Below are 22,916 nucleotides of genomic sequence, written 5' to 3'. Positions count from 1 at the left end.
ACCTGCCGCCCCGCCCATGACCCGGATCGCCATCCGCCAGTTTTCCCCCGAACACGCCAGCTCGCTGGCCGCCGCCGGCCTGCACCCCACGCTGGCCCGCATCCTGGCCGCGCGCGGCGTGGCCCGCGCCGCCGAGCTGGCCACCGACCTGCCCGAACTGGTGCCGCCCGCGGCCATGAAAGGCATCGGCCACGCCGCGGCCTACCTGGCTGACGCCATCGCCGCCGGCAAGCGCCTGCTGATCGTCGCCGACTATGACTGCGACGGCGCCACCGCCTGCGCGGTCGGCGTGCGCGGACTGCGCATGCTGGGCGCGCGGGTGGAGTACATCGTGCCGAACCGCTTCGAGTATGGCTACGGCCTGACGCCTGAGATCGTGGCGCTGGCGGCCAAGCAGCAGCCGGACGTGATCGTCACGGTCGACAACGGCATCGCCAGCGTCGACGGGGTGGCCGCGGCCAACGCGCTGGGCATGGACGTGGTGGTGACCGACCACCACCTGCCGGGGTCGGAGCTGCCGCAGGCCGCGGTGATCGTCAACCCGAACCAGCCGGGCTGCGAATTCCCCAGCAAGAACCTGGCGGGCGTGGGCGTGATGTTCTATGTGCTGCTCGCGTTACGCGCGGAACTGCGCCAGCGCGGCGTCTATACCCAGGCCACGCAACCGCCGCTGCAGACGCTGCTGGACCTGGTGGCGCTGGGCACGGTGGCCGACGTGGTCAGGCTGGACACCAACAACCGCATCCTGGTGGCGCAGGGCCTGCGCCGCATGCGCGCGGGACGGATGCAGCCGGGCGTGGCGGCGCTGTTCCGTGCCGCCGGGCGCGAGGCGGCGCGCGCCAATACCTTCGACCTGGGCTTCGGGCTGGGTCCGCGCCTGAACGCGGCCGGCCGGCTGGCGGACATGTCGCTGGGCATTGAATGCCTGCTGACCGAAGATGCCAACCGCGCCTGGGAGATCGCCCAGGAACTGGACAGCATGAACCGCGAGCGGCGCGACATCGAGGCCGGCATGCAGCAGGAGGCGCTGCAGATCCTGGAGCAGCCGCTGGCCGGCCCGGATCCGTCGGCGCGCTTTACCGTCAGCGTATTCAACGACACCTGGCACCAGGGCGTGATCGGCATCGTGGCGTCGCGGCTCAAGGACAAGTTCCATCGCCCCACCATCACCTTCGCCCCCGGTGACGAGACTACGGTCAAGGGCTCGGGCCGGTCGATCCCGGGCTTCCACCTGCGCGATGCGCTGGACCTGGTGTCCAAGCGCCATCCCGGCATGCTGCTCAAGTTCGGCGGCCACGCCATGGCGGCCGGGCTGACCGTGCGCGCCGAGCGCTTTGCCGAGTTCCAGGAAGCCTTCGAGGCGGTCGGCCGCGAATGGCTGACCGACGACCAGCTGGCGCGCGTGATCGAGACCGACGGCGATATCGAGGACCAGTGCTTCAGTCCGGAATTCGTCACCCTGCTGGAGCAGCAGGTATGGGGCCAGGGCTTCCCGGCGCCGACCTTCTGCGGCGAGTTCGACGTGCTGCGCCAGAGCGTGCTCAAGGGCAAGCACCTGAAGCTGCAGCTGGGGCGCGGCGGCCAGCGCTTTGACGCGATCTGGTTCAATCACGCCGACTCGCTCGGTGCCAGCGCGCAGGTGGCCTACCGGCTCGACAACAACACCTTCAACGGCGTCACCCGCGTGCAGCTGGTGATCGAGCACGCGCAGTAGCGTGCTCCGGGGGGCGTTACCCCCGTTCAGCCGCGCGACGGCAGGTAGGCCATCGGGTCGACCGGCTTGCCGTTGCCGCGCACCTCGAAATGCAGCTCGCTCGCGCTGGCGCCCATGCGGCCCACGTCCTGTCCGGCCGCGACCGAGGCGCCCTCGGTGACCAGCGGCTGGTCGAGGTTGCCGTAGACGGTCAGCCAGTCGTCGTTGTGCTTGACGATCACCAGCATGCCGTAGCCACGCAGGTTGCCCACGTGGATGGCGCGCCCCGCGGCGGCGGCGCGCACCGTGCCATTGGCCGGCACGGCAATGCGCAGGCCCTTGCTGGCCGGCGGCGCATAGCCTCCGGTGACGCGGCCATCGGCCGGCCACTGCAGGCGGATGCCGCTGGCGGGCGGCCTGGACGAGCCGCTGTCGACGCGCGGCGTATCGGTCACGGTCTGGTCGGTGCCGGTGGAGGCCGGGGCGCTGCCACCCGGCGGCCGCACGCGGACCAGCTGGCCCACCTCGATCTGGCTGGGGCTAGTGATGTCGCTGTTCCAGCGGGTCAGGTCGCGCACGCTGCGGCGGTGCTTGCGCGCGATCGAATATAGCGTGTCGCCGCGCTCAACGCGGTAGTAGCCGTCCGGCACGGGCCCGCCCGTGGTGCCGCAGCCGGCCGCGACCGCGGCCGCGGCGGCCAGCAGCAGGCCCAGCGCGCGGCGCCGGCCTGGCTCGATGTCATGTCTGGTTTGCGTCATTCGTCCCTGTTCTCTGTCTTGCCGGGGAGCGGCTTGCGACCCGTATTATCGCCGCGTGCGTCGCCCGGCACCGGCGGATAGACCGCGCGGCGGCCATTCCGTTCGGTCCGCGGCCCGCCCGAGGCGGCCCGGAAGCCCCGGGTTGCCGCGCCGATCCGCTATAATTCGAGGTTTTCTAAGCGCAGGAACATCATGGAAGCAGAACGCCTCAACGCCATCTCCGGTGCCATCTCCGATCTCCGTTCCCGGACGGAAGATCTACGGGGGTATCTTTGACTACGATGTCAAAGTAGGAAGGCTGGACGAAGTCAACGGTTTGCTGGAAGACCCCGACGTCTGGAACAACCCCAAGCGGGCCCAGGACCTCGGCAAGGAAAAGAAGGCAATCGAGGGCGTGGTAAGCGTGCTCAGCAAGCTCACCGACGACCTCAGCGGGGCCGATGAGCTGTTTGAGCTCGCCAGGGAAGAAGGCGACGACGACACGCTCGAAGCGATCGAGGCCGACGTCAAGGGCTTCGAGGAGATCGTCGCGGGCATGGAATTCCGCCGCATGTTCTCGGGCGAGATGGACCAGGCCAACGCCTTTATCGACATCCAGGCCGGCGCCGGCGGCACCGAAGCGTGCGACTGGGCCTCGATGCTGCTGCGCCAGTACCTGAAGTACTGCGAGCGCAAGGGCTTCAAGGCCGAGGTGCTGGAAGAGTCCGAAGGCGACGTGGCCGGCATCAAGAGCGCGACCATCAAGATCGAGGGCGAATACGCCTTCGGCTACCTGCGTACCGAAACGGGCGTGCACCGCCTGGTGCGCAAGTCGCCGTTCGATTCGTCGGGCGGGCGCCATACCTCGTTCTCGTCGGTGTTCGTCTACCCCGAGGTGGATGACTCGTTCGAGGTCGAGGTCAACCCGGCGGACCTGCGCGTGGACACCTACCGCGCTTCGGGCGCGGGCGGGCAGCACATCAACAAGACCGATTCGGCCGTGCGGATCACGCACATCCCGACCGGGATCGTGGTGCAGAGCCAGAACGACCGCTCGCAGCACCGCAACCGTGCCGAAGCCATGTCGATGCTGAAATCGCGCCTGTACGAGCACGAGATGCGCAAGCGCCAGGCCGAAGCCGACAAGCTCGAAGCCGGCAAGACCGACGTGGGCTGGGGCCACCAGATCCGCTCCTACGTGCTGGACCAGAGCCGCATCAAGGACCTGCGCACCAACGTGGAAATGTCCAACACCCAGAAGGTGCTGGACGGCGACCTGGACCCGTTCATCGAGGCCAGCCTCAAGCAGGGACTGTAAGGCAGCACCCGCCGTCCGCCCTGCCGGCGCGGCCGGCGGCGGCACAGCAATCCATCCACCGCTGTACCGCCGCCCATGCCACACCGGCACGGCGGCAGGGCGACATCTCCGACCGGGGCACCATGAGCGAAGCCAATCACCTCTACATCATCACCGGCGCCTCGCGCGGGCTGGGCGCGGCACTGACCAATGCCCTGCTCGTGCCGGGCAACCGCCTGATCTGCGTGGCGCGCAGCCGCAACAGCGAGCTGGAGCGCATTGCCACCATGAGCGGCGTGCCGGTGGCCTGGCACCTGCAGGACCTGTCGCAGGCCGGCCCCGCCGCCAGCTGGCTCGGCAGCGTGCTCGATACGCTCGACATCCCGCCGACCAGCGCCACGCTGATCCTGAACGCGGGCGTGGTCGAGCCGATTGGCCCGGTCGCGCGTCTGCAGGAAAAGACCCTGGTGCCGCACCTGCTGACCAACCTGGCGGCGCCGATGACGATGACCGCTGCGTTCCTGGAGCGCACCGAGAAGTTCGACTGCCCGCGCAAGGTGCTGGCGATCTCCTCTGGCGCGGCGCGCCGCCCGGTCGAAGGCTGGAGCGCATACTGCGCCGGCAAGGCCGGGCTGGACATGTTCATGCGCTCGGTCAACGCCGAGTACGCCCAGGCCGAAGCCCCGCGCACCGTGCGCGCCGTGGCGCTGGCCCCGGGCGTGATCGACACCGGCATGCAGGCCACCATCCGCAATGCCGACTTCGCCCAGGTGCAGCGCTTCCGCGAGCTGAAAGCCAATGAACAGCTGGCGTCGGCCGAGGAAACCGCCGGCCGCATCGTCGCCTACCTGCACCGCCCGGATTTCGGCAGCACCGAGCTGGACGATCTCCGCAACTACTAAGCCGCACCCATCAAGCCATCTGAATCCGCGCGCGGCACGCCGCGCGCGATCCGACAAGACATCATGACTGAACCGAACCGCGCCCAGGCCAAGCCAGCCGCCGCAGACACCCCCGCCGTCGACGAGAACAAGATCATCGCGGAGCGGCGCGAGAAACTGGCCGCGCTGCGCCAGCAAGGCGTGCCCTTCCCCAACGATTTCCGCCCCTCCCACCAGGCCGCCGCGCTGCAGGCGCAGTACGCCGAGACCGAGCAGGCCACGCTCGAGGCCGCGCCGGTCGAAGTCGCCATCGCCGGGCGCATGATGCTCAAGCGCGTGATGGGCAAGGCCAGCTTTGCCACGGTGCAGGACGGCAGCGGCCAGATCCAGTTCTACATCACCCGCGACAAGGTCGGCGAAGAGGTCTACGCGGCCTTCAAGCACTGGGACCTGGGCGACATCATCAGCGCCCGCGGCGAGCTGTTCCGCACCAACAAGGGCGAGCTGTCGGTGCAGGTGCGCGAGCTGCGCCTGCTGTCCAAGTCGCTGCGCCCGCTGCCGGACAAGTTCCACGGCCTGGCCGACCAGGAAATGAAGTACCGCCAGCGCTATGTCGACCTGATCGTGTCGCCGGAAACGCGCAACACCTTCCGCGCCCGCACCAACGCGATCTCGTCGCTGCGCCGCCATATGGCCAATGCCGGCTTCATGGAAGTGGAAACGCCGATGCTGCACCCGATCCCGGGCGGCGCCGCGGCCAAGCCCTTCATCACGCACCACAATGCGCTGGACATGCAGATGTTCCTGCGCATCGCGCCCGAGCTGTACCTGAAGCGCCTGATCGTGGGCGGCTTCGAGCGCGTGTTCGAGATCAACCGCAACTTCCGCAACGAAGGGGTGAGTCCGCGCCACAACCCCGAGTTCACCATGATGGAGTTCTACGCGGCCTACACGGACTACCGCTGGCTGATGGACTTCACCGAGGACCTGATCCGCAAGGCCGCGATCGATGCGCGCGGCAGCGCCGTGCTGACGTACCAGGACCGCGAGCTGGACCTGTCGAAGCCGTTCCATCGCCTGACCATCTGCCAGGCGATCCAGAAGTTCGCGCCGCAGTACACCGATGCGCAACTGGCCGATGCCGGGTTCCTGCGCACCGAGCTGAAGAAGTTCGGCGTCAACACCAACGCGCCACAGTTCCTCAACGCTGGCCTGGGCACGCTGCAACTGGTGCTGTTCGAGGAAACCGCGGAAAGCCAGTTGTGGGAGCCGACCTTTATCGTCGATTACCCGGTCGAGGTCTCGCCGCTGGCGCGCGCTTCGGACACGGTGCCGGGCATCACCGAGCGCTTCGAGCTGTTCATCACCGGCCGCGAGATCGCCAACGGCTTCTCGGAGCTGAACGATGCCGAAGACCAGGCCGACCGCTTCCGCAAGCAGGTCGAGCAGAAGGACGCCGGCGATGAAGAAGCCATGTACTTCGACGCCGACTACATCCGCGCGCTGGAATACGGCATGCCCCCGACCGGCGGCTGCGGCATCGGCATCGACCGCCTGGTGATGCTGCTGACGGACAGCCCCAATATCCGCGACGTCATCCTGTTCCCGCACCTGCGCCGGGAAGACTGATGCAGGCGGCGTCCGGCCGGACGCCCCACTGCAGAAGCCATGAACCCCACCGCCTGCGGTGGGGTTTTTCTTTGGGTAGCGAAAGGCACACCAGCGCCTCGATTGTTACAGCCCGGTCCGCAACCGCATCGGCGGAATAACCGCAACCCATTGAATCGAAAGGATTTTCCCAACTACATATATTTACAAAAACAAACGGAAAATGGCACCCGCTTCGGCCACACTGGTTCCATCCCATCGCGGCCTTCGCCGCACCGGAGCCACAATGCAGAGCCAAGCCACCTCGCCAGACCACACCCCTGCCCCGCTGCCGCCGCAACGCCGGCTGCATCCACTGATCGGCGCGGCGGCCGTGGCCGTGGTGATCGCCAGCCTGACCGCTGTCGCCGCCGTGACCGGCGTGCTGCCGATCAGCAAGGCCAACCCCGACCTGCAAACGCAACAAGGTCCGCAGGGTCCGCTGCCAGTCACCGCGGAAACCGCGCCCCCGCCGGGCAGCACCACGCGCCCACCGGTCTACGACGACGGCCAGCCGCGCCCGGCCAATCAGGACGCTGCCCGTTCGTCGCAAGCCGCACCGCGCACCGCCCCGGCACGCCAGGCCGCGCAGCGCGACAGCGAGCCGCGCGCCAGCCAGCGCGCCGACACCGAGCGCCAGGCAGCCAAGGGCAGCCCCTACGCCGGCCATATCGTCTCCGTGACGCCGATCCAGACCCAGAAGCCCAACACCAGCGGCCTGGGCGCGCTCGGCGGCGCCGTGGTGGGCGGGCTGCTGGGCAACCAGGTCGGCAAGGGCAACGGCCGCATCGTCGGCACCGTGGTAGGTGCCGTGGGCGGCGGCGTAGCCGGCAACCAGATCGAGAAGGCGGTCAGCAAGGATACGCATTACGAAGTCCGCGTACGCATGGACGATGGCAGCCATCGCAGCTTCACTTACGAGCAGAACCCTGGCGTGCAGGTGGGCCAGCGCGTGCACCTGGAGAATGGTGCGCTGGTGACCGGGTGACCTCCCACAGCACGCGCCGGCGCATTGATTGTGCCGTTGCAAACCAAGGCCGGCTTGTCGCCGGCCTTTTTCATGGCCGCTTTGCTATGATTCTTGGGCGCCACCTCCCGGTGAACCGGAGTCCATACCATGCAGCCAGCCCCCCACAACACCTGCAGGATCTGGCAACGGCTTCTCCCACTGGCCGGCGCGCTGCTGCTGGCGCTGTCACACCACGCGGCGCACGGGCAGGAATTGCTGCTGCTCGGCGGCCTCCAGTCGACGGAATCCCTCGGCGAGCGCAGCTACGGCTACGCCTACTCCTACCAGCACAACCTCGGCGAGAACTGGTACGCGACCTTCACCTACCTGAATGAAGGCCATGTCACCAACCATCACCGCGACGGCCACAGCGTCCAGCTGTGGTGGCGCTACCTGGCCCTGGACCGCAGGCTGACGCTGGCCCTCGGCGCCGGCCCTTACCGCTATTTCGATACCACCGACCCGCGGCCGGACGGCACCTATGACAACCAGCACGGCTGGGGGGCGCTGCTGAGCGCCGCGGCAACCTGGTACGTGAATGGCGGCCCCTGGATGCTGCAGGCGCGCTACAACCGGACGCAGACGCCGTCTAGCATCAAGACCAACACGCTGCTGGTGGGCGTCGGCTACCAGCTCGATCGCGGTGACCGCGGCGGGCCGGTGGTGCCGCCGCCGGGCCGGACCGACAATGTCACGCAGAATGAGCTGACGGTGTTCCTTGGCGGAACCATCGTCAACAGCTTCAGTTCACAGACTTCCTTCGCCAAAGCGGTGGAATACCGGCGCGGGCTGTGGCAATACGTGGACGGCACCATCAGCTACATCAACGAAGGAGAAAACGCGGCGCTGCGCCGCAACGGCGTGGCCGCGCAAGCCTGGCTCGCGCGCGCGTTCTTCCACGACAAACTGACACTCGGGGTCGGCGTGGGCCCGTACTACGCTATCGACCTGAGCCAGAAAGGGTTGAGCGCGGCCAGCCCGCCGTCGCGCTGGTCCGGCCTGATGTCGATGTCGGCCAGCTACCGGCTCGGCGACCACTGGCTGACGCGGCTGACATGGAACCGCACCGTGACCGGCTACGACCGCGATACCGACGTGATCCTGGCGGGCGTCGGCTACCGCTTCTAAGCAAACAGGCCGGCGGAGCCGGCCTGTTTCAGTGCGTTCTTGCTTATTGGGATTCTTCGATCCAGGCAGCCTGGATCGCTTCCAGGATCTTCTCGCCGGAACGCTCCGGCACATCGGCAAAGCCATCCAGCTCCAGCACCCAGCGGCGCAGGTCGGTGAATCGCACCGACATGGGATCCACATCGGGATACTTGTCGTACAGGGCTGCCGCGATGTCGTAGGTATCGGTCCACTTCATGGGGTTATTCTCCGCTGAGGTCTGCCGGGCCGCTCAGTGGCCTTCCTTGGCGTGGTTGATGGTGTACTTCGGGATCTCGATGGTCAGGTCTTCCTCATCGACGATGGCCTGGCACGACAGCCGCGAATTCGGCTCCAGCCCCCAGGCCTTGTCGAGCAGGTCTTCTTCCTTCTCTTCGGCCTCGTTGAGCGAGTTGAAACCCTCGCGCACGATCACGTGGCAGGTGGTGCAGGCGCACGATTTCTCGCACGCATGCTCGATCGCGATGCCGTGCGAGAGCAGCGCATCGCAGACGCTGACACCCGTCTCGGCTTCAATCACCGTCCCATCCGGGCAGTATTCGACGTGGGGCAAAACTATGATCTGTGGCATCTCGTGTCCTGGTATCTGTAATGCGGTGCAGGCGTGGTGATCAGCCCAGCTCCTGCACCTTGCGCCCCGCCAGCGCGCTCTTGATCGAGCGGTCCATGCGGCGGGCGGCGAATTCGTCGGTGCCGTGCGACAGCTTTTCCACTGCGGCGTGGATGGCGTGGTGGTCTTCACCGGTGGCGATCTCGCGCACCGTCGCCATCAGCGCTTCCACCGCAGTGCGCTCATCGGCCGACAACAGGTCGCCATCGGTTTCCAGCGCGCGCTGCGTGGCTTCGACCAGCCGGTCGGCTTCCACCCGCTCTTCGGCCAGCGCGCGGCTCTTCATGTCGTGCTCGGCCTCGCGGAAGCTGTCCTGCAGCATGCGCGCGATATCGTCGTCGGCCAGGCCGTACGACGGCTTGACCGTGACCGAAGCCTCCACGCCCGAGTGCGTCTCGCGCGCGGTCACCGATAGCAGCCCGTCGGCATCGACCTGGTAGGTCACGCGGATGCGCGCCGCGCCCGCCACCATAGGCGGGATGCCGCGCAGCTCGAAGCGCGCCAGCGAGCGGCAGTCGCTGGCCAGCTCGCGCTCGCCCTGCAGCACGTGGATCGCCATCGCGGTCTGGCCATCCTTGAAGGTGGTGAATTCCTGCGCGCGCGCCACCGGGATGGTGCTGTTGCGCGGGATGATCTTCTCGACCAGGCCGCCCATGGTCTCGACGCCCAGCGACAGCGGGATCACATCGAGCAGCAGCCAGTCTTCGCCCGGGGCATGGTTGCCGGCCAGCAGGTTGGCCTGCATCGCGGCGCCCAGCGCCACCACCCGGTCCGGGTCCAGGTTGGTCAGCGGGGTCTGGCCGAAGTAGTCGCCCACGGCCTTGCGGATCGACGGCATGCGCGTGGCGCCGCCGACCAGCACCACGCCCTTGACCTCGTCGGTGGCCACGCCGGCATCGCGCAGCGACTTGCGCACCGGCGCCAACGTTTTCTGCACGAGATGCGCGGTGATCTGTTCGAAGGTCTCGTCGGTCAGCGTCAGGTGGACGATCTCGCCGGAATCGAGTACGGCATCGATCACGGTGCTGTCCGCTTCCGACAGCGCTTCCTTGGCGGCACGCGCACGCACCATCAGCAGGCGCATGTCCTGCGCCGACAGCGGCTGCAGGCCGGCCTGCTCGACGATCCAGCACAGCACGCGCTGGTCGAAATCGTCGCCGCCGAGTGCCGAGTCACCGCCCGTGGCCATCACTTCGAACACGCCCTGGGTCAGCTTGAGCACCGAGATATCGAAGGTACCGCCGCCCAGGTCATAGACCGCGTAGATGCCTTCCGAGGCATTGTCCAGGCCGTAGGCAATGGCCGCGGCGGTGGGCTCATTGAGCAGGCGCAGCACTTCCAGGCCGGCCAGGCGCGCGGAGTCCTTGGTCGCCTGGCGCTGGGCCTCGTCGAAGTAAGCCGGCACCGTAATGACGGCGCCGACCAGGTCGTCGCCCAGCGTGTCTTCAGCGCGCTGGCGCAGCGTGGCCAGGATCTCGGCCGAGATCTCCACCGGGCTCTTCACGCCGGCGGCGGTCTTGATCTGCAGCATGCCCGGCGCATCGACAAAGTCATACGGGCTGTGCTCGATATTGGCCACGTCGCGCAGGCCGCGGCCCATGAAGCGCTTGACCGAGACGATGGTGTTCTTGGGGTCGCGCACCGCTTCTTCCTGGGCCCGGTAGCCGATATGGGCGGTACGGTCCGGCAGGTAGCGCACGACCGACGGCAGCAGCGCGCGGCCGCGTTCGTCGCCCAGCACTTCAGGAATGCTGCTGCGCACCGCGGCCACCAGCGAATTGGTGGTGCCAAGGTCGATGCCGACGGCCAGGCGGCGTTGGTGGGGCGCCGGCGACATGCCGGGTTCGGAAATCTGGAGCAGTGCCATGGTATTTCTTTGCTGTCTTGTGCGGCAGGGGAAACCGCCATGCGGGCGGCATGGGGGCGGTTTTCACGCCGGGCGCCATTGTGTCACGGCCCCGGCAAACGTGCCGGTCAGTCTTCCAGCCGGTCGATGGCCTCGCTGGTATCGTGTTCGATCTTCTCGATAAACATCAGTTGCCGCACCGCGCCGCCGGCCGCCTCGTTGTCGCCGGCATCCAGCAGCGCTCCCAGTGTTTCGTGGCGCTCGCGCTTTTCCTGGCGCAGCTCGCGCAGCAGCGCATCGAGCCGGTCCACTGCGCGCTCTTCCGCCGCTTCCTGCAGCGCCTCGCGCCATTCCATCTGCTGCATCAGGAAGGCCGGCGTCATGGCGGTGTTGTTCTCGGCCTGCACATCGACGCCGCGCAGCTTCAGCAAGTAGGTCGCGCGCCGCAACGGCTGCCGCAGCGTACGGTAGGCTTCATTGGCATGCGCGGCCCACTGCATGGCCACGCGACGCTCGGCGTCGCCCGCCTTGGCAAAGCGGTCCGGATGTGCCTGCGACTGCACGGTGCGGTACGCCGCATCCAGCGCGGCCTCGTCGACACCGTACTGCGCCGGCAAGCCGAACAGCGCAAAAAAATCGTCTTTCAACTGCTTCCCCAAGAAAAAGGAGCGGCCGCGCCGCCCCTTTGTCCATTGCCGCCACGGTGCCGCTCAGGCGGGCTTGCGTGCCCACTCGGCCGGCGGTTCGTTGCGGTCGCACTTCAGGCAGTTCACCCGCATGCCGATCATGCCGGCGCGGCCCTGCTCGCTTTGCGTCCATGGCCGCGACTGCCATGGTGGGTCGTGCCGCATATGCTGGCCGTGCCCGCATTTGAGTTCGGCCACCCAGTGGCCTTCCTCGTCCCGGCGGAACCCGACGATGCTGCGCTCCACCGGGGCTTGCTTGCGCTGGCGTGCTCAGACCGTGAAGGACTCGCCGCAGCCGCACTCGTCCTTGACATTGGGGTTGTTGAAGCGGAAACCTTCGTTCAACCCTTCACGTGCGTAGTCGAGTTCGGTGCCGTCGATATACGGCAGGCTCTTGGCGTCGACGATGACCTTGATGCCGTGCGATTCGAACACCGCGTCTTCCGGCAGCAGCTCGTCCACGTATTCCAGCTTGTAGGCCAGGCCCGAGCAGCCGGTGGTCTTCACGCCCAGGCGCAGGCCCACGCCCTTGCCGCGGCGTTCCAGGTAGCGGGCCACATGCTTGGCCGCCTTCTCGGTCATGGTGATCATCGTTGCGTCTTCCTTCGTCGATGCCGTGGTCAGTGCGACAGAATCAGGCAGCCTTCTGCTCGGCGCCGTGCTTCTTCTTGTAGTCTTCGACGGCAGCCTTGATCGCGTCTTCGGCCAGGATCGAGCAGTGGATCTTCACCGGCGGCAGCGCCAGTTCTTCGGCGATCTGGGTGTTCTTGATCTCCAGCGCCTGATCCACGGTCTTGCCCTTGACCCACTCGGTCACGAGCGAGGACGAGGCAATGGCCGAGCCGCAGCCGTAGGTCTTGAACTTGGCGTCTTCGATCACGCCAGCCTCATTGACCTTGATCTGCAGCTTCATCACGTCGCCGCAAGCCGGGGCGCCGACCATGCCGGTGCCGACCGCATCGTCGTTCTTGTCGAACGAACCGACGTTGCGGGGGTTTTCATAGTGGTCGAGAACCTTGGTGCTATATGACATTTTGCTTACCTCTTGCGTATCTTTTGCGGGGGTATTGCTGCTATTTCTACCGGTTTCGGCGGGCGCTCAGTGCGCGGCCCACTGGATCGAATTCAGGTCGACGCCGTCCTTGAACATCTCCCACAGCGGCGACAGGTCGCGCAGCTTGCCGATCTTGCTCTTGAGCAGTTCGATGGTGTAATCGATCTCCTGCTCGGTGGTGAAGCGGCCCACCGTGAAGCGGATCGAGCTGTGGGCCAGTTCGTCGTTGCGGCCCAGCGCGCGCAGCACATACGACGGTTCCAGCGAGGCCGAGGTGCAGGCCGAGCCCGACGACACCGCCACGTCCTTGATCGCCATGATCAGCGACTCGCCTTCGACGAAGTTGAAGCTGACATTCAGGTTGTGCGGCACGCGGTGTTCCAGGTCACCGTTCAGGTAGACCTCTTCCATGTCCGACAGGCCATTCCACAGGCGGTCACGCAGCATGCGGATGCGTTCGTTCTCGGTCGCCATCTCTTCACGGGCGATGCGGAAGGCTTCGCCCATGCCGACGATCTGGTGCGTGGCCAGCGTGCCCGAGCGCATGCCGCGCTCATGGCCGCCGCCGTGCATCTGCGCCTCGATGCGCACGCGCGGCTTGCGGCGCACGTACAGCGCGCCGATGCCCTTGGGGCCGTAGGTCTTGTGGGCCGAGAACGACATCAGGTCGCACTTCAGCTTGTTCAGGTCGATTGCCACCTTGCCGGTCGCCTGCGCGGCGTCGCAATGGAAGATGATGCCCTTCTCGCGGCAGATCTCGCCGATCTGCTCGACGTCCTGGATCACGCCGATCTCGTTGTTGACCAGCATCACCGAGACCAGAATCGTGTCCGGGCGCAGTGCCTGCTTGAACACTTCCATGTCGAGCAGACCGTTTTCCTTCACGTCCAGGTAGGTCACTTCAAAGCCCTGGCGCTCCAGCTCACGCGTGGTGTCGAGCACGGCCTTGTGCTCGGTCTTCAGGGTGATGAGATGCTTGCCCTTGCCCGAATAGAAGTTCGCGGCACCCTTGATCGCCAGGTTGTTCGATTCGGTCGCGCCCGACGTCCACACGATTTCGCGCGGGTCGGCGCCGACCAGTGCGGCCACCTGCTCACGCGCTTCTTCCACCGCGCGCTCTGCTTCCCAGCCGTACGCATGGCTGCGCGAGGCGGGGTTGCCGAACTGCTCGCGCAGGTACGGAATCATCTTGTCCGCCACGCGCGGGTCCACCGGCGTGGTGGCCGAGTAATCCATGTAGATGGGGAAATGTGGGGTGCTCATCGTTATGACTGCCTTGTTAGGGACCGCTGATCGCTGTTTTGCTGTCGTTGCCTGGGCGCGCTCAGGACTGCGCCAGGCTGAAAACTGAATTCACCATTCTGGCCCGGACCGGCTTTTCCTGCTTGTCGGCCTTGCCGCGCACCGCTGCCGCCGGCTGCGCGGCGTCTTCGCGCATGTCGTGCAGTACGGCCGCGGGCTGGCGCTCGCGCTGCTGGTCCACCAGGTTCTTGAGGGAAACGGAGTCGAGGTACTCGACCATCTTCTGGTTCAGCGTGGCCCACAGTTCGTGGGTCATGCAGCGCCCGGAGCCGTCATCTCCGTTACAATTGCCCTTGCCGCCGCATTGGGTGGCATCCAGGGGCTCATCCACGGCGATGATGATGTCCGCCACGGTGACGTCCTCGGCCTTGCGCGCCAGACTGTAGCCGCCGCCCGGGCCGCGCACGCTTTCAACGATCTCGTGCCGGCGCAGCTTGCCAAACAGCTGTTCCAGGTAGGACAACGAGATCTTTTGCCGCTGGCTGATGCCGGCGAGCGTGACCGGTCCCTGGTCCTGGCGCATGGCCAGGTCGATCATCGCAGTGACCGCGAAGCGGCCTTTGGTGGTCAGTCTCATGGTGCAGGGCTCTGGGGGTGATGCCAATACTTGATCGTTTCCGTCAAGTATAAAGGTACCCGACTAATTCAGTCAACTACCCCTGCCGCACCGCACCACGTCCCCATCACGCTTCGCGCCCGCCTGCGGCCGTCTCCGGGCCTGCCACGCGCGGCGGCATCACCAGCGACAGCGGCTGCGTCAGGATGCGCCGCCGCACGGCCGCGCTCAGCTCGGCGCGGTCCACGCGCCGCAGGTTGCGTGACCGCAGCGCCATATTGAACGCCAGCGCGAAGCTCACCGCCACGTTCAGCATCCCCATCAGCGCAATGCCCGCCACCGCCAGCCACAGCGACGGCATGCGCAGCGCATCCAGCCCCAGCACGCCGATGGCCGCGCCGACCGAGCCGGTCGACAGTGTCACATGGCGCACTTCCATATGCGGCCCGAAGAAGCTCAGGATTTCCGGCCCCAGCCCCAGCAGCAAGCCCAGCGACACATTGGCGACGATACCCGACAGGTTGCGCTTCCAGAAATCCGCCAGCCGGGTGGCGCCGCGCGCACCCAGCACGTAGCCCAGGCGCCGGTTGTAGGCCATCACGTCATGCACGCGGTGCAGCGCAAACCAGTTGTCGGCCCAGCCGGCAATCAGGCTGGACAACCACAGCAGCACGCCGGTGAAGGCGGCATAGAGCGGCGTCGGGCCCAGGATCGAGAACGATTCGATGGTGGCAATCGCCTTGGCCGGCGTGATCAGGTTGGCGCCCAGCAGCTTGTGCGCAAGCCACTGGATCCCCAGCGCCACCGGGAACACCACCGCCAGGTTGCCGACAATCGCCGCCGCATTGGAGCGGATCATGGCGATGGTGTCGTCGACGAATATCTCGCGCCCTTCCGGCCGCCCTGCCCCGTCCAGCCGGTGCGCCAGCGCCGGCCCGGTCATGGCCGGCTGCTTGGTCGCCAGCGTGAAGTGCGCAAAGTGGATGGCCAGGAAGCTGCCGGCGTAGTTGAGCGAGGCCAGCAACCCCTCACTGAACTTGTCCAGGTGCAGGCCGTAGATCAGGAACTTCAGGTACACCGTGGCGACCGAGACCAGGCCGCCGCCGGCCGCGGCGCGCACCAGTTCGGCGTATTCCTTGCGGTCGCGCGTGATGTAGTGCTCGCCGGTCTCGGCCGAGCGCTCCACCACCTTGCGCGCCAGCTGCGCGAACGAGGTACCGGCCAGATGCGAGAGGCTGCGCCGGGCCTGGGTGGATCGGATCAGTTCCGCCACCAGGTGCGCATGCATGCCGGGCCGGTGGGGTTCGACCCAGGCCGCCAGCAGCAGCTCGATGCGGCTGAGCTGCACCTTCATGCGCTCGATCTGGAACACCACCTCGATCGATACGCCGTTTTCCTCCAGGTCCTCATACACATGGCGGATCGCGGCATGGCAGCCGTCCAGCAGCGCGCGGAAATAGTTCAGGCCGTGCTTATCCGGTTGTCTCCCAAGCCCCCTACCGATAGTATGTTGGTCATCTGTGCCTACCCGGGGCAACCATGGTTATTGACGTGCTTGACCGAAGCGATCTGCCGTTTCCGGGCTCGCTGCCGGAGTTTCAGCAGATGTTTCCAGACGAAGCGGCATGCATGGCCTACCTTGAGCGCGCTCGATGGAGCGATGGGTTCATTTGTGGCCACTGTGGCTTGCTTGATGAGCCGTACCGCTTTGCCAATCGCCCCGGCGTTTTCCGTTGTCGCCATTGCACACGCGACACGAGCCTCACCGCTGGCACCGTCATGGAGCGCACGCACACACCGCTGTCGGTTTGGTTCTGGGCGGCGTATCTGGTCGCCAGTCAGACGCCTGGCATGTCGGCCGTTCAGTTCCAGCGCCAACTTGGCCTGTCGCGTTACGAGACCGCCTTCCAGATACTCCACAAGTTGCGCGCCGGCATGGTGCGCCCCGACCAGGATCGGATCGGCGGCAAGCCTGAGGAACACGTCGAGGCCGATGAGACCTACGTCGGTGGGCGTACTCGCGGCAAAGGCAGGGGCGTGCACGACATGGTTCTTGTGGCCGGCGCTGTCGAGGTTCGGCAACGCAAGCTTGCCGGCAGCCGCAACAAACGCAAGAGCGCACGGTATGCCGGACGAGTTCGGCTCGCTCTGGTTCCTGACCGAAGTGCCCGGTCGCTGGACGGATTCATCGAGCGTACCGTTGCATCCGGCGCAACCATCATCACCGACGACTGGAGCGGTTATGCCAAGCTGGGCGAGCGCGGCTATGGCCATATCGCCATCGCGCAGCGTGGTGACATGCAAGTGGCCGAAACCCTCCTGCCGATCATTCACCTTGTGTTCTCCAATCTCAAGACCTGGCTGCGCGGCAGTCATCACGGTGTCAGCCCGCAGCACCTACAAGCCTATCTCAACGAATTCACCTTCCGCTTCAACCGCCGTTTCTATCCCTTCAACGCGTTTCGCTCCCTGCTCGGCATCGCTGGTGACGTCACCGCGCCGACCTATGCCGAGCTCTATGCCAAAAAATCGCTACCCACTACATCTAGTAGGTCTGGGAGCTAACCGGATAAGCACGGTTCAGGCGATGGCCGAAGCTGTTGTCGTCATGGCGCAGGCCATCTTCACGCAAGGCCTGGATGGCCTCGTCCAGGCGGAAGAACGGCGTCTCTTCCACGCGCCCGGCCAGGCGCGAACGGATCGCCTGGCTCAGGCCGGTGGCGCGCACCTGGCTGACCAGCACCGCGATGCTGGTGGCCAGCGTCTGGCCCAGCGCATCGCGATAGTGCGCCATGCCCGCCGCTTCGCCCTCGGGGCCGCCGGCCTGCAGCACGCGCGCCAGCCGCGCCAGCATTTCATCGTCGACAGCCTCGACCCACTCCGCGTCCTCATCCCCGACGAACACCAGCGCAAACAGCCCCGCCATGTCGCTGCGGTTGGGCGGCGGCGGCAGGAAGCGGTCCTGCAGCCGTCCCACCATCTCGCTGACGAAGCCCGGGTGCAGGGCCACGCCGGTATCGCAGAACAGGCCGGTGGGGTCGTTCTCGCGCACCAGACTGCGTACCGTCAGGGCAAAACGTTCGGCCCAGTCGGGATGCCGCTCCAGCACCTGCAGCAGGTAGCGCAGCCGCACATGCTCGGGGTGGCGGCGGTCCGCGCCAGGATCCTGGCTGCCAGCATCTGCGCCCAGCCCGCCATCGCGGCGGATCCAGAAGCCCAGTTCGATCAGCCAGCCGTTGCGCTCGGCCAGCGGCGCCTCAGGATCGGCCGCGGCCAGGATGGCGTCGAGCTGCAGGCTGGCATTGCGCGATTCGCGCCATTTGCGGAACAGTTTGCGAAGCATGGATTCTCGTGGGATCGGGCCGCCGGCCGCGGCGCTCGTGGCGTCGCGGCGCGGGCCGCAGAAAAGACGACGGAACGGGCGCCCGGATCAGCCGGCGCTGCCTTGCAGGCGCTGGCGCAGCTCGGCCACCAGGCCGTCGCAGGCATCTTCGATGTAGTCGAGCACGCGCTCGAAGCCATCGCCTTCGCCGTAGTACGGGTCCGGCACTTCGTCGGCGTCGTGGCGGGTGGCGAAGCTCATCAGCAGGCGCAGCTTGTCGCCGGCATCGGGGCGCAGCCGCGCCAGGCCGGCCAGGTTCTCGCGGTCCATCGCCAGGATCAGGTCGAAGCGGTCGAAGTCAGGCAGGCCGACCTTGCGCGCGCGCAGCGCGGACAGGTCATAGCCGCGCTGCAGCGCATGGCGCTGGGTACGGGGATCGGGCGCGCGGCCGAGGTGGTATTCATGCGTGCCTGCCGAATCCAGCTCCACCAGCGCGGCCAGCCCGGCCGCAGCCAGCTTGGCGCGCAGCACGCCCTCCGCCGTCGGGGAACGGCAGATGTTTCCCATGCAACACATCAGGATGGCGTATGTCTTCATTGGATCACGGCTTGGCGGGAGTGGAACGGCAGGCGCACCGGCCCTCGGCAGGGCCGCCGGCCGGACAGCCCGCAATTCTACCCGCAGCCCTTCAGGCCAGTTGCTTGGCCAGCCGCTCGCCGTGCGCAAACCCGGCCACTTCCGCGGCTTCGCGCGATTTGTAGTGCTCGGTGATGCGCGAGGCCTCAGTCAGCGTGCCGGCGGCGCGGATATTGGTGCCGGGGCGGCAGACGCGCACGGTGTAGGACCATTCGCTCTGTGAGCGCTGCCTGACCTGGACCTGCACTTCGTGGGTTTCATAGACCTTCTTCTTCCATTCGCCGATTTCGGTCATTGTGGTTCTCCACGGAAAATGGGGGATGCCTGGCTAGTTGACCTCGCCGGCGTCGATCGCGCGCATGGCGCCGGCCTCCGCCAGGGCGATGGCCCCTTCGGGCGTGGGCGCGTCGCCCGCAATCGCCTCGAAGCTGGGGCCGGAAGGCTCGCCGAAGGCATCGGCGATGCGCATCTGCGCCGCAAACCCGCCTGCGGCATTCGGGACCGCGCTGACCACGACCGCGTAGCCGCCGTATTCAAACTGGCGTTCCATCGTAGCTCCTTGTCGTTCGCCATCAAGGCAGCTTGGCCGCCACCACCTCCAGCTTCTGGATCGGCGGCGTCGCCATGAACAGCTCCGGCGCCCTGGCCATCAGCGCCGCGGCAACCTTGCCGCCGAGGTGCGCCTCGCGCGCTGACTCATCGGGGAAAGCATCGAAGATGCCGAACATCGACGGGCCCAGCCGCAGCGCGAACCAGGCCGTGGTGCCGGCCTCCTGCTCCACCAGCGCGAGCCCGTCGCGCAGGAACTGCTCAACCTCCTGCTCCTTGCCCGGCCTGGCCTCCAGCGGTACCCACAGTCCAAGTTTTACCATGATGCGCCTCCTAGATCAGGTGTGACGCATTTCACTATAGGCCAGCCGGAGCCGGCACCACGCGTATCAGGCGGGGGGCAGCGCGCCATCTCCGCTGGCGCCGAACACCTGCGCCTTGAGCTTGGCCAGCTGGTCGCGCACCTGCGCCGCCTGCTCGAATTCCAGGTTGCGGGCATGGTCCAGCATAAGCTTCTCCAGGCGCTTGATTTCCTTGGAGACCTGCTTTTCGCTCATGTCCTCGTAGCGGGCCTGCTCCTGCGCCGCCAGCAGCTCGGCCTTGGCATCGCTGACGCTATAGACGCCGTCGATGATGTCCTTGATGCGCTTGACCACGCCGCGCGGCGTGATGCCGTTGGCCTCGTTGAAGGCGATCTGCTTGGCGCGGCGCCGCTCGGTCTCGCCAATGGCCTTCTTCATCGACTCGGTCATGCGGTCCGCGTACAGGATGGCGGTACCGTTGACGTTGCGCGCGGCGCGGCCGATGGTCTGGATCAGCGAGCGCTCGGCGCGCAGGAAGCCCTCCTTGTCCGCATCGAGGATCGCCACCAGCGACACCTCGGGAATATCCAGGCCTTCGCGCAGCAGGTTGATGCCCACCAGCACGTCGAAGGTGCCCAGGCGCAGGTCGCGGATGATCTCCACGCGCTCGACGGTGTCGATGTCCGAGTGCAGGTAGCGCACCTTGTTCCCGTTCTCGGAGAGGAACTCGGTCAGCTGCTCGGCCATGCGCTTGGTCAGCGTGGTCACCAGCACGCGTTCGCCGGCCTCGACGCGGGCGTGGATCTCGGACACCAGGTCGTCCACCTGCGTGGTCGCCGGGCGCACCAGGATGATGGGATCGACCAGCCCGGTCGGACGCACCACCTGCTCCACCACCTGCCCGGCATTCTCCTGCTCGAACTGCGCCGGCGTGGCCGAGACAAACATCACCTGGCGCATCTTGCGCTCGAATTCGTCGAACTTCAGCGGCCGGTTGTCCAGCGCCGAGGGCAGCCGGAAGCCGTACTCCACCAGCGTGGTCTTGCGCGCGCGGTCGCCGTTGTACATGCCGTTGAGCTGGCCGATCAGCACGTGCGACTCGTCCAGGAACATCAGCGCATCCGGCGGCAGGTAGTCGACCAGCGTCGGCGGCGGATCGCCGGGGCGTGCACCGGACAGGTGCCGCGAATAGTTCTCGATGCCCTTGCAGAAGCCCAGCTCGGACAGCATTTCCAGGTCGAAGCGGGTGCGCTGCTCCAGCCGCTGTGCCTCCACCAGCCGGTTTTCCTTGTGGAAAAACTCCAGCCGCTCGCGCAGCTCCGACTTGATCGCCTCGATCGCGCGCAGCACGGTCTCGCGCGGGGTCACATAGTGGCTCGACGGGTAGACCGTGAAGCGTGGGATCTTCTGGCGCACGCGGCCCGTGAGCGGATCGAAGAAATGCAGCGACTCGACTTCGTCGTCGAACATCTCCAGCCGCACCGCCATCTCGGCATGTTCGGCCGGGAAAATATCGATGGTGTCGCCGCGCACGCGGAAGGTGCCGCGCTGGAAATCGGTCTCGTTGCGGGTGTACTGCATCGCGATCAGCCGCGCGATCACGTCGCGCTGGCTGATCTTGTCGCCGGCCCGCAAGGTGAGAATCATCTGGTGGTATTCGGTCGGGTTGCCGATACCATAGATCGCCGAGACGGTTGCCACGATGATGGTGTCGCGGCGCTCCAGCAGGCTCTTGGTCGCCGACAGCCGCATCTGCTCGATATGCTCGTTGATCGATGAGTCCTTCTCGATAAACAGGTCGCGCTGCGGGACGTAGGCCTCGGGCTGGTAGTAGTCGTAGTAGCTGACGAAGTACTCGACGGCGTTGCGCGGGAAGAATTCACGGAATTCCGCGTAGAGCTGCGCCGCCAGCGTCTTGTTCGGGGCAAACACGATGGCCGGCCGCCCCATGCGGGCGATCACGTTCGCCATGGTGAAGGTCTTGCCCGAGCCCGTCACGCCCAGCAGCGTCTGGAACGACAGGCCGTCATCCACCCCCTCCACCAGTTGCCGGATGGCCTCCGGCTGGTCGCCGGCGGGCGGGAACGGCTGGTACAGCTGGAACGGGGAGCCGGGAAATGTGACGAATTTGTCTTCGTCCAGGGCCGGCGCGGCTTCGGCAAGGTTCGACATAAGGGGCGTAAGTGGCTGGAGAGGTAGCGGTACGAGTAAGGAAAGAAATAACGAAAGAAGGCGCGGCGAGATTAGGGAAAAACCTCAGGAAAACGGGCGGATACGCTAGAATCTTGGGGTTGACGGCCCCCGCTTCAAGCCACTTCCCGCCGGAAGGGAACGGGGCCTGCCAGCCGCCAGCGCAGTCCGAAGCATTCTACGCCTTCCCGTTTTCATTCATTGCCGACCACGAGATTCCAAATGAGTTTGTTTTCTGCCGTCGAGATGGCCCCGCGCGACCCGATCCTGGGCCTCAACGAAGCCTTCAATGCCGATACCCGCCCGACCAAGGTCAACCTGGGCGTTGGCGTGTACTTCACCGACGAAGGGAAAATCCCCCTGCTGCGCGCCGTCCAGGAGGCCGAAAAGGCCCGTCTGACTACCGCCACCCCGCGCGGCTACCTGCCGATCGAAGGTATCGCCGCCTATGATCAGGCCGTGCAGACGCTGCTGTTCGGCAAGGAATCGCCGCTGATCACCGAAGGCCGCGTAGTGACGGCACAGGCACTCGGCGGCACCGGTGCGCTGAAGATCGGCGCCGACTTCCTGAAGCGCCTGTACCCGGACGCCAAGGTCGCCATCAGCGACCCGAGCTGGGAAAACCACCGCGCACTGTTCGAATCCGCCGGCTTCCCGGTGGTCAACTATGCCTACTACGACGCCCCCAGCCACGGCCTGAACTTTGCCGGCATGGTGGAATCGCTGAAGTCGTTCCCGGCCAACACCATCGTCGTGCTGCACGCCTGCTGCCACAACCCGACCGGCGTGGACCTGTCGCCCGAGCAGTGGAAGCAGGTGGTGGAACTGGTCAAGGAACGCAACCTGATCCCGTTCCTGGACATGGCCTACCAGGGCTTTGCCGACGGCATCGACCCGGACGGCGCCGCCGTGCGCCTGTTCGCGGACTCCGGCCTGCCCTTCTTCGTGTCGAGCTCGTTCTCGAAGAGCTTCTCGCTGTACGGCGAGCGCGTGGGCGCGCTGTCGATCGTCACCACCAGCAAGGAAGAAGCGCAGCGCGTGATGTCGCAGGTCAAGCGCGTGATCCGCACCAACTATTCCAACCCGCCGACGCACGGCGGCACCGTGGTTGCCACCGTGCTGAACAGCCCGGAACTGCGCGCCATGTGGGAAGAAGAACTGGCCGAGATGCGCGACCGCATCAAGCTGATGCGCCATGCGCTGGTGGACAAGCTGGCCGCCAAGGGCGTGCCGGGGGACTTCTCCTTCGTCAAGGCGCAGCGCGGTATGTTCTCGTACTCGGGCCTGACCTCGGCCCAGGTGGATCGCCTGCGCAATGAGCACGGCATCTACGCCGTCGGCACCGGCCGCATCTGCGTGGCCGCGCTGAACAGCCGCAACATCGACGCCGTCGTCGATGCGATCGCAGCTGTGATGTAAAAGCCTTTTGAAG

General features: G+C 66.4%; 23 protein-coding genes and 2 pseudogenes. 8 read left to right on the top strand and 17 right to left on the bottom strand.

What is annotated here, in order from left to right; genetic code table 11:
- The first annotated feature begins 16 nt into the window (after positions 1-16).
- Entirely contained in the window at positions 17-1,714 is a 1,698-nt protein-coding gene (recJ, locus tag RS901_RS11990; RefSeq protein WP_316148982.1) for a single-stranded-DNA-specific exonuclease RecJ, read from the top strand.
- Between the two features lie 26 nt (positions 1,715-1,740).
- Here the strand turns inward: recJ and RS901_RS11985 are convergent, their stop codons facing one another.
- Positions 1,741-2,451, bottom strand: a complete 711-nt coding sequence (locus tag RS901_RS11985) for a peptidoglycan DD-metalloendopeptidase family protein (protein WP_316148980.1) — start codon at positions 2,449-2,451, stop codon at positions 1,741-1,743.
- 192 nt (positions 2,452-2,643) lie between these two features.
- On the opposite strand from RS901_RS11985, the gene prfB reads away from it, so the two are divergent.
- The 5 genes from prfB to RS901_RS11960 all read left to right on the top strand — a co-directional run bounded on the left by prfB (position 2,644) and on the right by RS901_RS11960 (position 8,392).
- Positions 2,644-3,748 (top strand): peptide chain release factor 2 gene (prfB, locus tag RS901_RS11980; protein ID WP_316148979.1). Its coding sequence is split into 2 segments (ribosomal slippage): positions 2,644-2,724 and positions 2,726-3,748, totalling 1,104 coding nucleotides; the frame shifts between segments, so codons are not numbered across the junction.
- A gap of 122 nt (positions 3,749-3,870) precedes the next feature.
- Positions 3,871-4,629: an SDR family oxidoreductase gene (locus tag RS901_RS11975; protein WP_316148978.1), complete on the top strand. Its 759-nt coding sequence runs from the start codon at positions 3,871-3,873 to the stop codon at positions 4,627-4,629.
- A 63-nt stretch (positions 4,630-4,692) separates the two neighbouring features.
- Positions 4,693-6,237, top strand: a complete 1,545-nt coding sequence (gene lysS, locus RS901_RS11970) for a lysine--tRNA ligase (protein WP_316148977.1) — start codon at positions 4,693-4,695, stop codon at positions 6,235-6,237.
- Between the two features lie 265 nt (positions 6,238-6,502).
- The gene (locus RS901_RS11965; RefSeq protein WP_316148976.1) at positions 6,503-7,243 is read left to right on the top strand and encodes a glycine zipper 2TM domain-containing protein; all 741 of its coding nucleotides are present in this window, start codon (positions 6,503-6,505) and stop codon (positions 7,241-7,243) included.
- Between the two features lie 129 nt (positions 7,244-7,372).
- Positions 7,373-8,392 carry a hypothetical protein gene (locus RS901_RS11960; protein WP_316148975.1) on the top strand — a complete coding sequence of 340 codons (1,020 nt, stop codon included), beginning with the start codon at positions 7,373-7,375 and terminating at the stop codon, positions 8,390-8,392.
- Between the two features lie 43 nt (positions 8,393-8,435).
- On the opposite strand, the gene iscX is transcribed toward RS901_RS11960, so the two are convergent.
- The 10 genes and pseudogenes from iscX to RS901_RS11910 all read right to left on the bottom strand — a co-directional run.
- Positions 8,436-8,630, bottom strand: coding sequence for a Fe-S cluster assembly protein IscX (gene iscX / locus RS901_RS11955; RefSeq protein ID WP_013956121.1), 195 nt, complete (start codon positions 8,628-8,630; stop codon positions 8,436-8,438).
- Positions 8,631-8,663: 33 nt separating this feature from the next.
- The gene (fdx, locus tag RS901_RS11950) at positions 8,664-9,002 is read right to left on the bottom strand and encodes an ISC system 2Fe-2S type ferredoxin (RefSeq protein WP_013956120.1); all 339 of its coding nucleotides are present in this window, start codon (positions 9,000-9,002) and stop codon (positions 8,664-8,666) included.
- A 40-nt stretch (positions 9,003-9,042) separates the two neighbouring features.
- The gene (hscA, locus tag RS901_RS11945; protein WP_316148974.1) at positions 9,043-10,908 is read right to left on the bottom strand and encodes a Fe-S protein assembly chaperone HscA; all 1,866 of its coding nucleotides are present in this window, start codon (positions 10,906-10,908) and stop codon (positions 9,043-9,045) included.
- 107 nt (positions 10,909-11,015) lie between these two features.
- The gene (gene hscB, locus RS901_RS11940; protein ID WP_316148973.1) at positions 11,016-11,534 is read right to left on the bottom strand and encodes a Fe-S protein assembly co-chaperone HscB; all 519 of its coding nucleotides are present in this window, start codon (positions 11,532-11,534) and stop codon (positions 11,016-11,018) included.
- A gap of 63 nt (positions 11,535-11,597) precedes the next feature.
- Positions 11,598-11,819, bottom strand: a complete 222-nt coding sequence (locus RS901_RS11935; RefSeq protein ID WP_316148972.1) for a DUF3565 domain-containing protein — start codon at positions 11,817-11,819, stop codon at positions 11,598-11,600.
- Positions 11,820-11,843: 24 nt separating this feature from the next.
- A complete protein-coding gene (gene iscA, locus RS901_RS11930) occupies positions 11,844-12,164 on the bottom strand; it encodes an iron-sulfur cluster assembly protein IscA (RefSeq protein WP_010809024.1) in 321 nt (106 codons plus the stop codon).
- Positions 12,165-12,207: 43 nt separating this feature from the next.
- Positions 12,208-12,606: a Fe-S cluster assembly scaffold IscU gene (gene iscU / locus RS901_RS11925; RefSeq protein ID WP_010809025.1), complete on the bottom strand. Its 399-nt coding sequence runs from the start codon at positions 12,604-12,606 to the stop codon at positions 12,208-12,210.
- A 66-nt stretch (positions 12,607-12,672) separates the two neighbouring features.
- Positions 12,673-13,896 carry an IscS subfamily cysteine desulfurase gene (locus tag RS901_RS11920; RefSeq protein WP_316153480.1) on the bottom strand — a complete coding sequence of 408 codons (1,224 nt, stop codon included), beginning with the start codon at positions 13,894-13,896 and terminating at the stop codon, positions 12,673-12,675.
- 55 nt (positions 13,897-13,951) lie between these two features.
- Positions 13,952-14,506: a Fe-S cluster assembly transcriptional regulator IscR gene (iscR, locus tag RS901_RS11915; protein WP_114134615.1), complete on the bottom strand. Its 555-nt coding sequence runs from the start codon at positions 14,504-14,506 to the stop codon at positions 13,952-13,954.
- Positions 14,507-14,612: 106 nt separating this feature from the next.
- Positions 14,613-15,956 (bottom strand): annotated as a pseudogene (locus tag RS901_RS11910) (site-specific recombinase); the annotation flags it as partial.
- A gap of 68 nt (positions 15,957-16,024) precedes the next feature.
- Here RS901_RS11910 and RS901_RS11905 point away from each other — a divergent pair.
- On the top strand, positions 16,025-17,050 hold the full coding sequence (locus tag RS901_RS11905) for an IS1595 family transposase (RefSeq protein WP_316148968.1): 1,026 nt from the start codon (positions 16,025-16,027) through the stop codon (positions 17,048-17,050).
- A gap of 13 nt (positions 17,051-17,063) precedes the next feature.
- Here the strand turns inward: RS901_RS11905 and RS901_RS11900 are convergent.
- The 6 genes and pseudogenes from RS901_RS11900 to uvrB form a co-directional block, all read right to left on the bottom strand.
- Positions 17,064-17,828, bottom strand: a pseudogene (locus tag RS901_RS11900) (site-specific recombinase); the annotation flags it as partial.
- A gap of 87 nt (positions 17,829-17,915) precedes the next feature.
- Complete coding sequence (locus tag RS901_RS11895) at positions 17,916-18,404, bottom strand: low molecular weight protein-tyrosine-phosphatase (RefSeq protein ID WP_316148967.1); 489 nt, start codon at positions 18,402-18,404, stop codon at positions 17,916-17,918.
- Between the two features lie 91 nt (positions 18,405-18,495).
- Complete coding sequence (locus RS901_RS11890; protein WP_316148966.1) at positions 18,496-18,738, bottom strand: hypothetical protein; 243 nt, start codon at positions 18,736-18,738, stop codon at positions 18,496-18,498.
- Positions 18,739-18,771: 33 nt separating this feature from the next.
- Positions 18,772-18,993: a hypothetical protein gene (locus tag RS901_RS11885; RefSeq protein WP_013956112.1), complete on the bottom strand. Its 222-nt coding sequence runs from the start codon at positions 18,991-18,993 to the stop codon at positions 18,772-18,774.
- 22 nt (positions 18,994-19,015) lie between these two features.
- A complete protein-coding gene (locus RS901_RS11880) occupies positions 19,016-19,315 on the bottom strand; it encodes an antibiotic biosynthesis monooxygenase (protein WP_316148965.1) in 300 nt (99 codons plus the stop codon).
- Positions 19,316-19,381: 66 nt separating this feature from the next.
- A complete protein-coding gene (gene uvrB, locus RS901_RS11875; RefSeq protein WP_316148964.1) occupies positions 19,382-21,466 on the bottom strand; it encodes an excinuclease ABC subunit UvrB in 2,085 nt (694 codons plus the stop codon).
- Positions 21,467-21,706: 240 nt separating this feature from the next.
- Between uvrB and RS901_RS11870 the strand changes: the two genes are divergently transcribed.
- Positions 21,707-22,903, top strand: a complete 1,197-nt coding sequence (locus tag RS901_RS11870; protein ID WP_010809033.1) for an amino acid aminotransferase — start codon at positions 21,707-21,709, stop codon at positions 22,901-22,903.
- Positions 22,904-22,916: the final 13 nt, after the last annotated feature.

The organism is Cupriavidus sp. BIC8F, from assembly GCF_032465815.1.
Lineage (GTDB): Bacteria > Pseudomonadota > Gammaproteobacteria > Burkholderiales > Burkholderiaceae > Cupriavidus > Cupriavidus necator.
Note: the sequence above shows the minus strand (reverse complement) of the source record. Positions and strands in the feature narration are given on the sequence as shown.

What these genes read in the sequence shown, in the direction of transcription:
- recJ (WP_316148982.1), top strand. Translation starts at nt 17, where the DNA reads ATGACCCGGATCGCCATCCGCCAGTTTTCCCCCGAACACGCCAGCTCG.
- RS901_RS11985 (WP_316148980.1), bottom strand. Translation starts at nt 2,451, where the DNA reads ATGACGCAAACCAGACATGACATCGAGCCAGGCCGGCGCCGCGCGCTG.
- RS901_RS11975 (WP_316148978.1), top strand. Translation starts at nt 3,871, where the DNA reads ATGAGCGAAGCCAATCACCTCTACATCATCACCGGCGCCTCGCGCGGG.
- lysS (WP_316148977.1), top strand. Translation starts at nt 4,693, where the DNA reads ATGACTGAACCGAACCGCGCCCAGGCCAAGCCAGCCGCCGCAGACACC.
- RS901_RS11965 (WP_316148976.1), top strand. Translation starts at nt 6,503, where the DNA reads ATGCAGAGCCAAGCCACCTCGCCAGACCACACCCCTGCCCCGCTGCCG.
- RS901_RS11960 (WP_316148975.1), top strand. Translation starts at nt 7,373, where the DNA reads ATGCAGCCAGCCCCCCACAACACCTGCAGGATCTGGCAACGGCTTCTC.
- iscX (WP_013956121.1), bottom strand. Translation starts at nt 8,630, where the DNA reads ATGAAGTGGACCGATACCTACGACATCGCGGCAGCCCTGTACGACAAG.
- fdx (WP_013956120.1), bottom strand. Translation starts at nt 9,002, where the DNA reads ATGCCACAGATCATAGTTTTGCCCCACGTCGAATACTGCCCGGATGGG.
- hscA (WP_316148974.1), bottom strand. Translation starts at nt 10,908, where the DNA reads ATGGCACTGCTCCAGATTTCCGAACCCGGCATGTCGCCGGCGCCCCAC.
- iscA (WP_010809024.1), bottom strand. Translation starts at nt 12,164, where the DNA reads ATGATCACCATGACCGAGAAGGCGGCCAAGCATGTGGCCCGCTACCTG.
- iscU (WP_010809025.1), bottom strand. Translation starts at nt 12,606, where the DNA reads ATGTCATATAGCACCAAGGTTCTCGACCACTATGAAAACCCCCGCAAC.
- iscR (WP_114134615.1), bottom strand. Translation starts at nt 14,506, where the DNA reads ATGAGACTGACCACCAAAGGCCGCTTCGCGGTCACTGCGATGATCGAC.
- RS901_RS11905 (WP_316148968.1), top strand. Translation starts at nt 16,025, where the DNA reads ATGGTTATTGACGTGCTTGACCGAAGCGATCTGCCGTTTCCGGGCTCG.
- RS901_RS11895 (WP_316148967.1), bottom strand. Translation starts at nt 18,404, where the DNA reads ATGAAGACATACGCCATCCTGATGTGTTGCATGGGAAACATCTGCCGT.
- RS901_RS11890 (WP_316148966.1), bottom strand. Translation starts at nt 18,738, where the DNA reads ATGACCGAAATCGGCGAATGGAAGAAGAAGGTCTATGAAACCCACGAA.
- RS901_RS11885 (WP_013956112.1), bottom strand. Translation starts at nt 18,993, where the DNA reads ATGGAACGCCAGTTTGAATACGGCGGCTACGCGGTCGTGGTCAGCGCG.
- RS901_RS11880 (WP_316148965.1), bottom strand. Translation starts at nt 19,315, where the DNA reads ATGGTAAAACTTGGACTGTGGGTACCGCTGGAGGCCAGGCCGGGCAAG.
- uvrB (WP_316148964.1), bottom strand. Translation starts at nt 21,466, where the DNA reads ATGTCGAACCTTGCCGAAGCCGCGCCGGCCCTGGACGAAGACAAATTC.
- RS901_RS11870 (WP_010809033.1), top strand. Translation starts at nt 21,707, where the DNA reads ATGAGTTTGTTTTCTGCCGTCGAGATGGCCCCGCGCGACCCGATCCTG.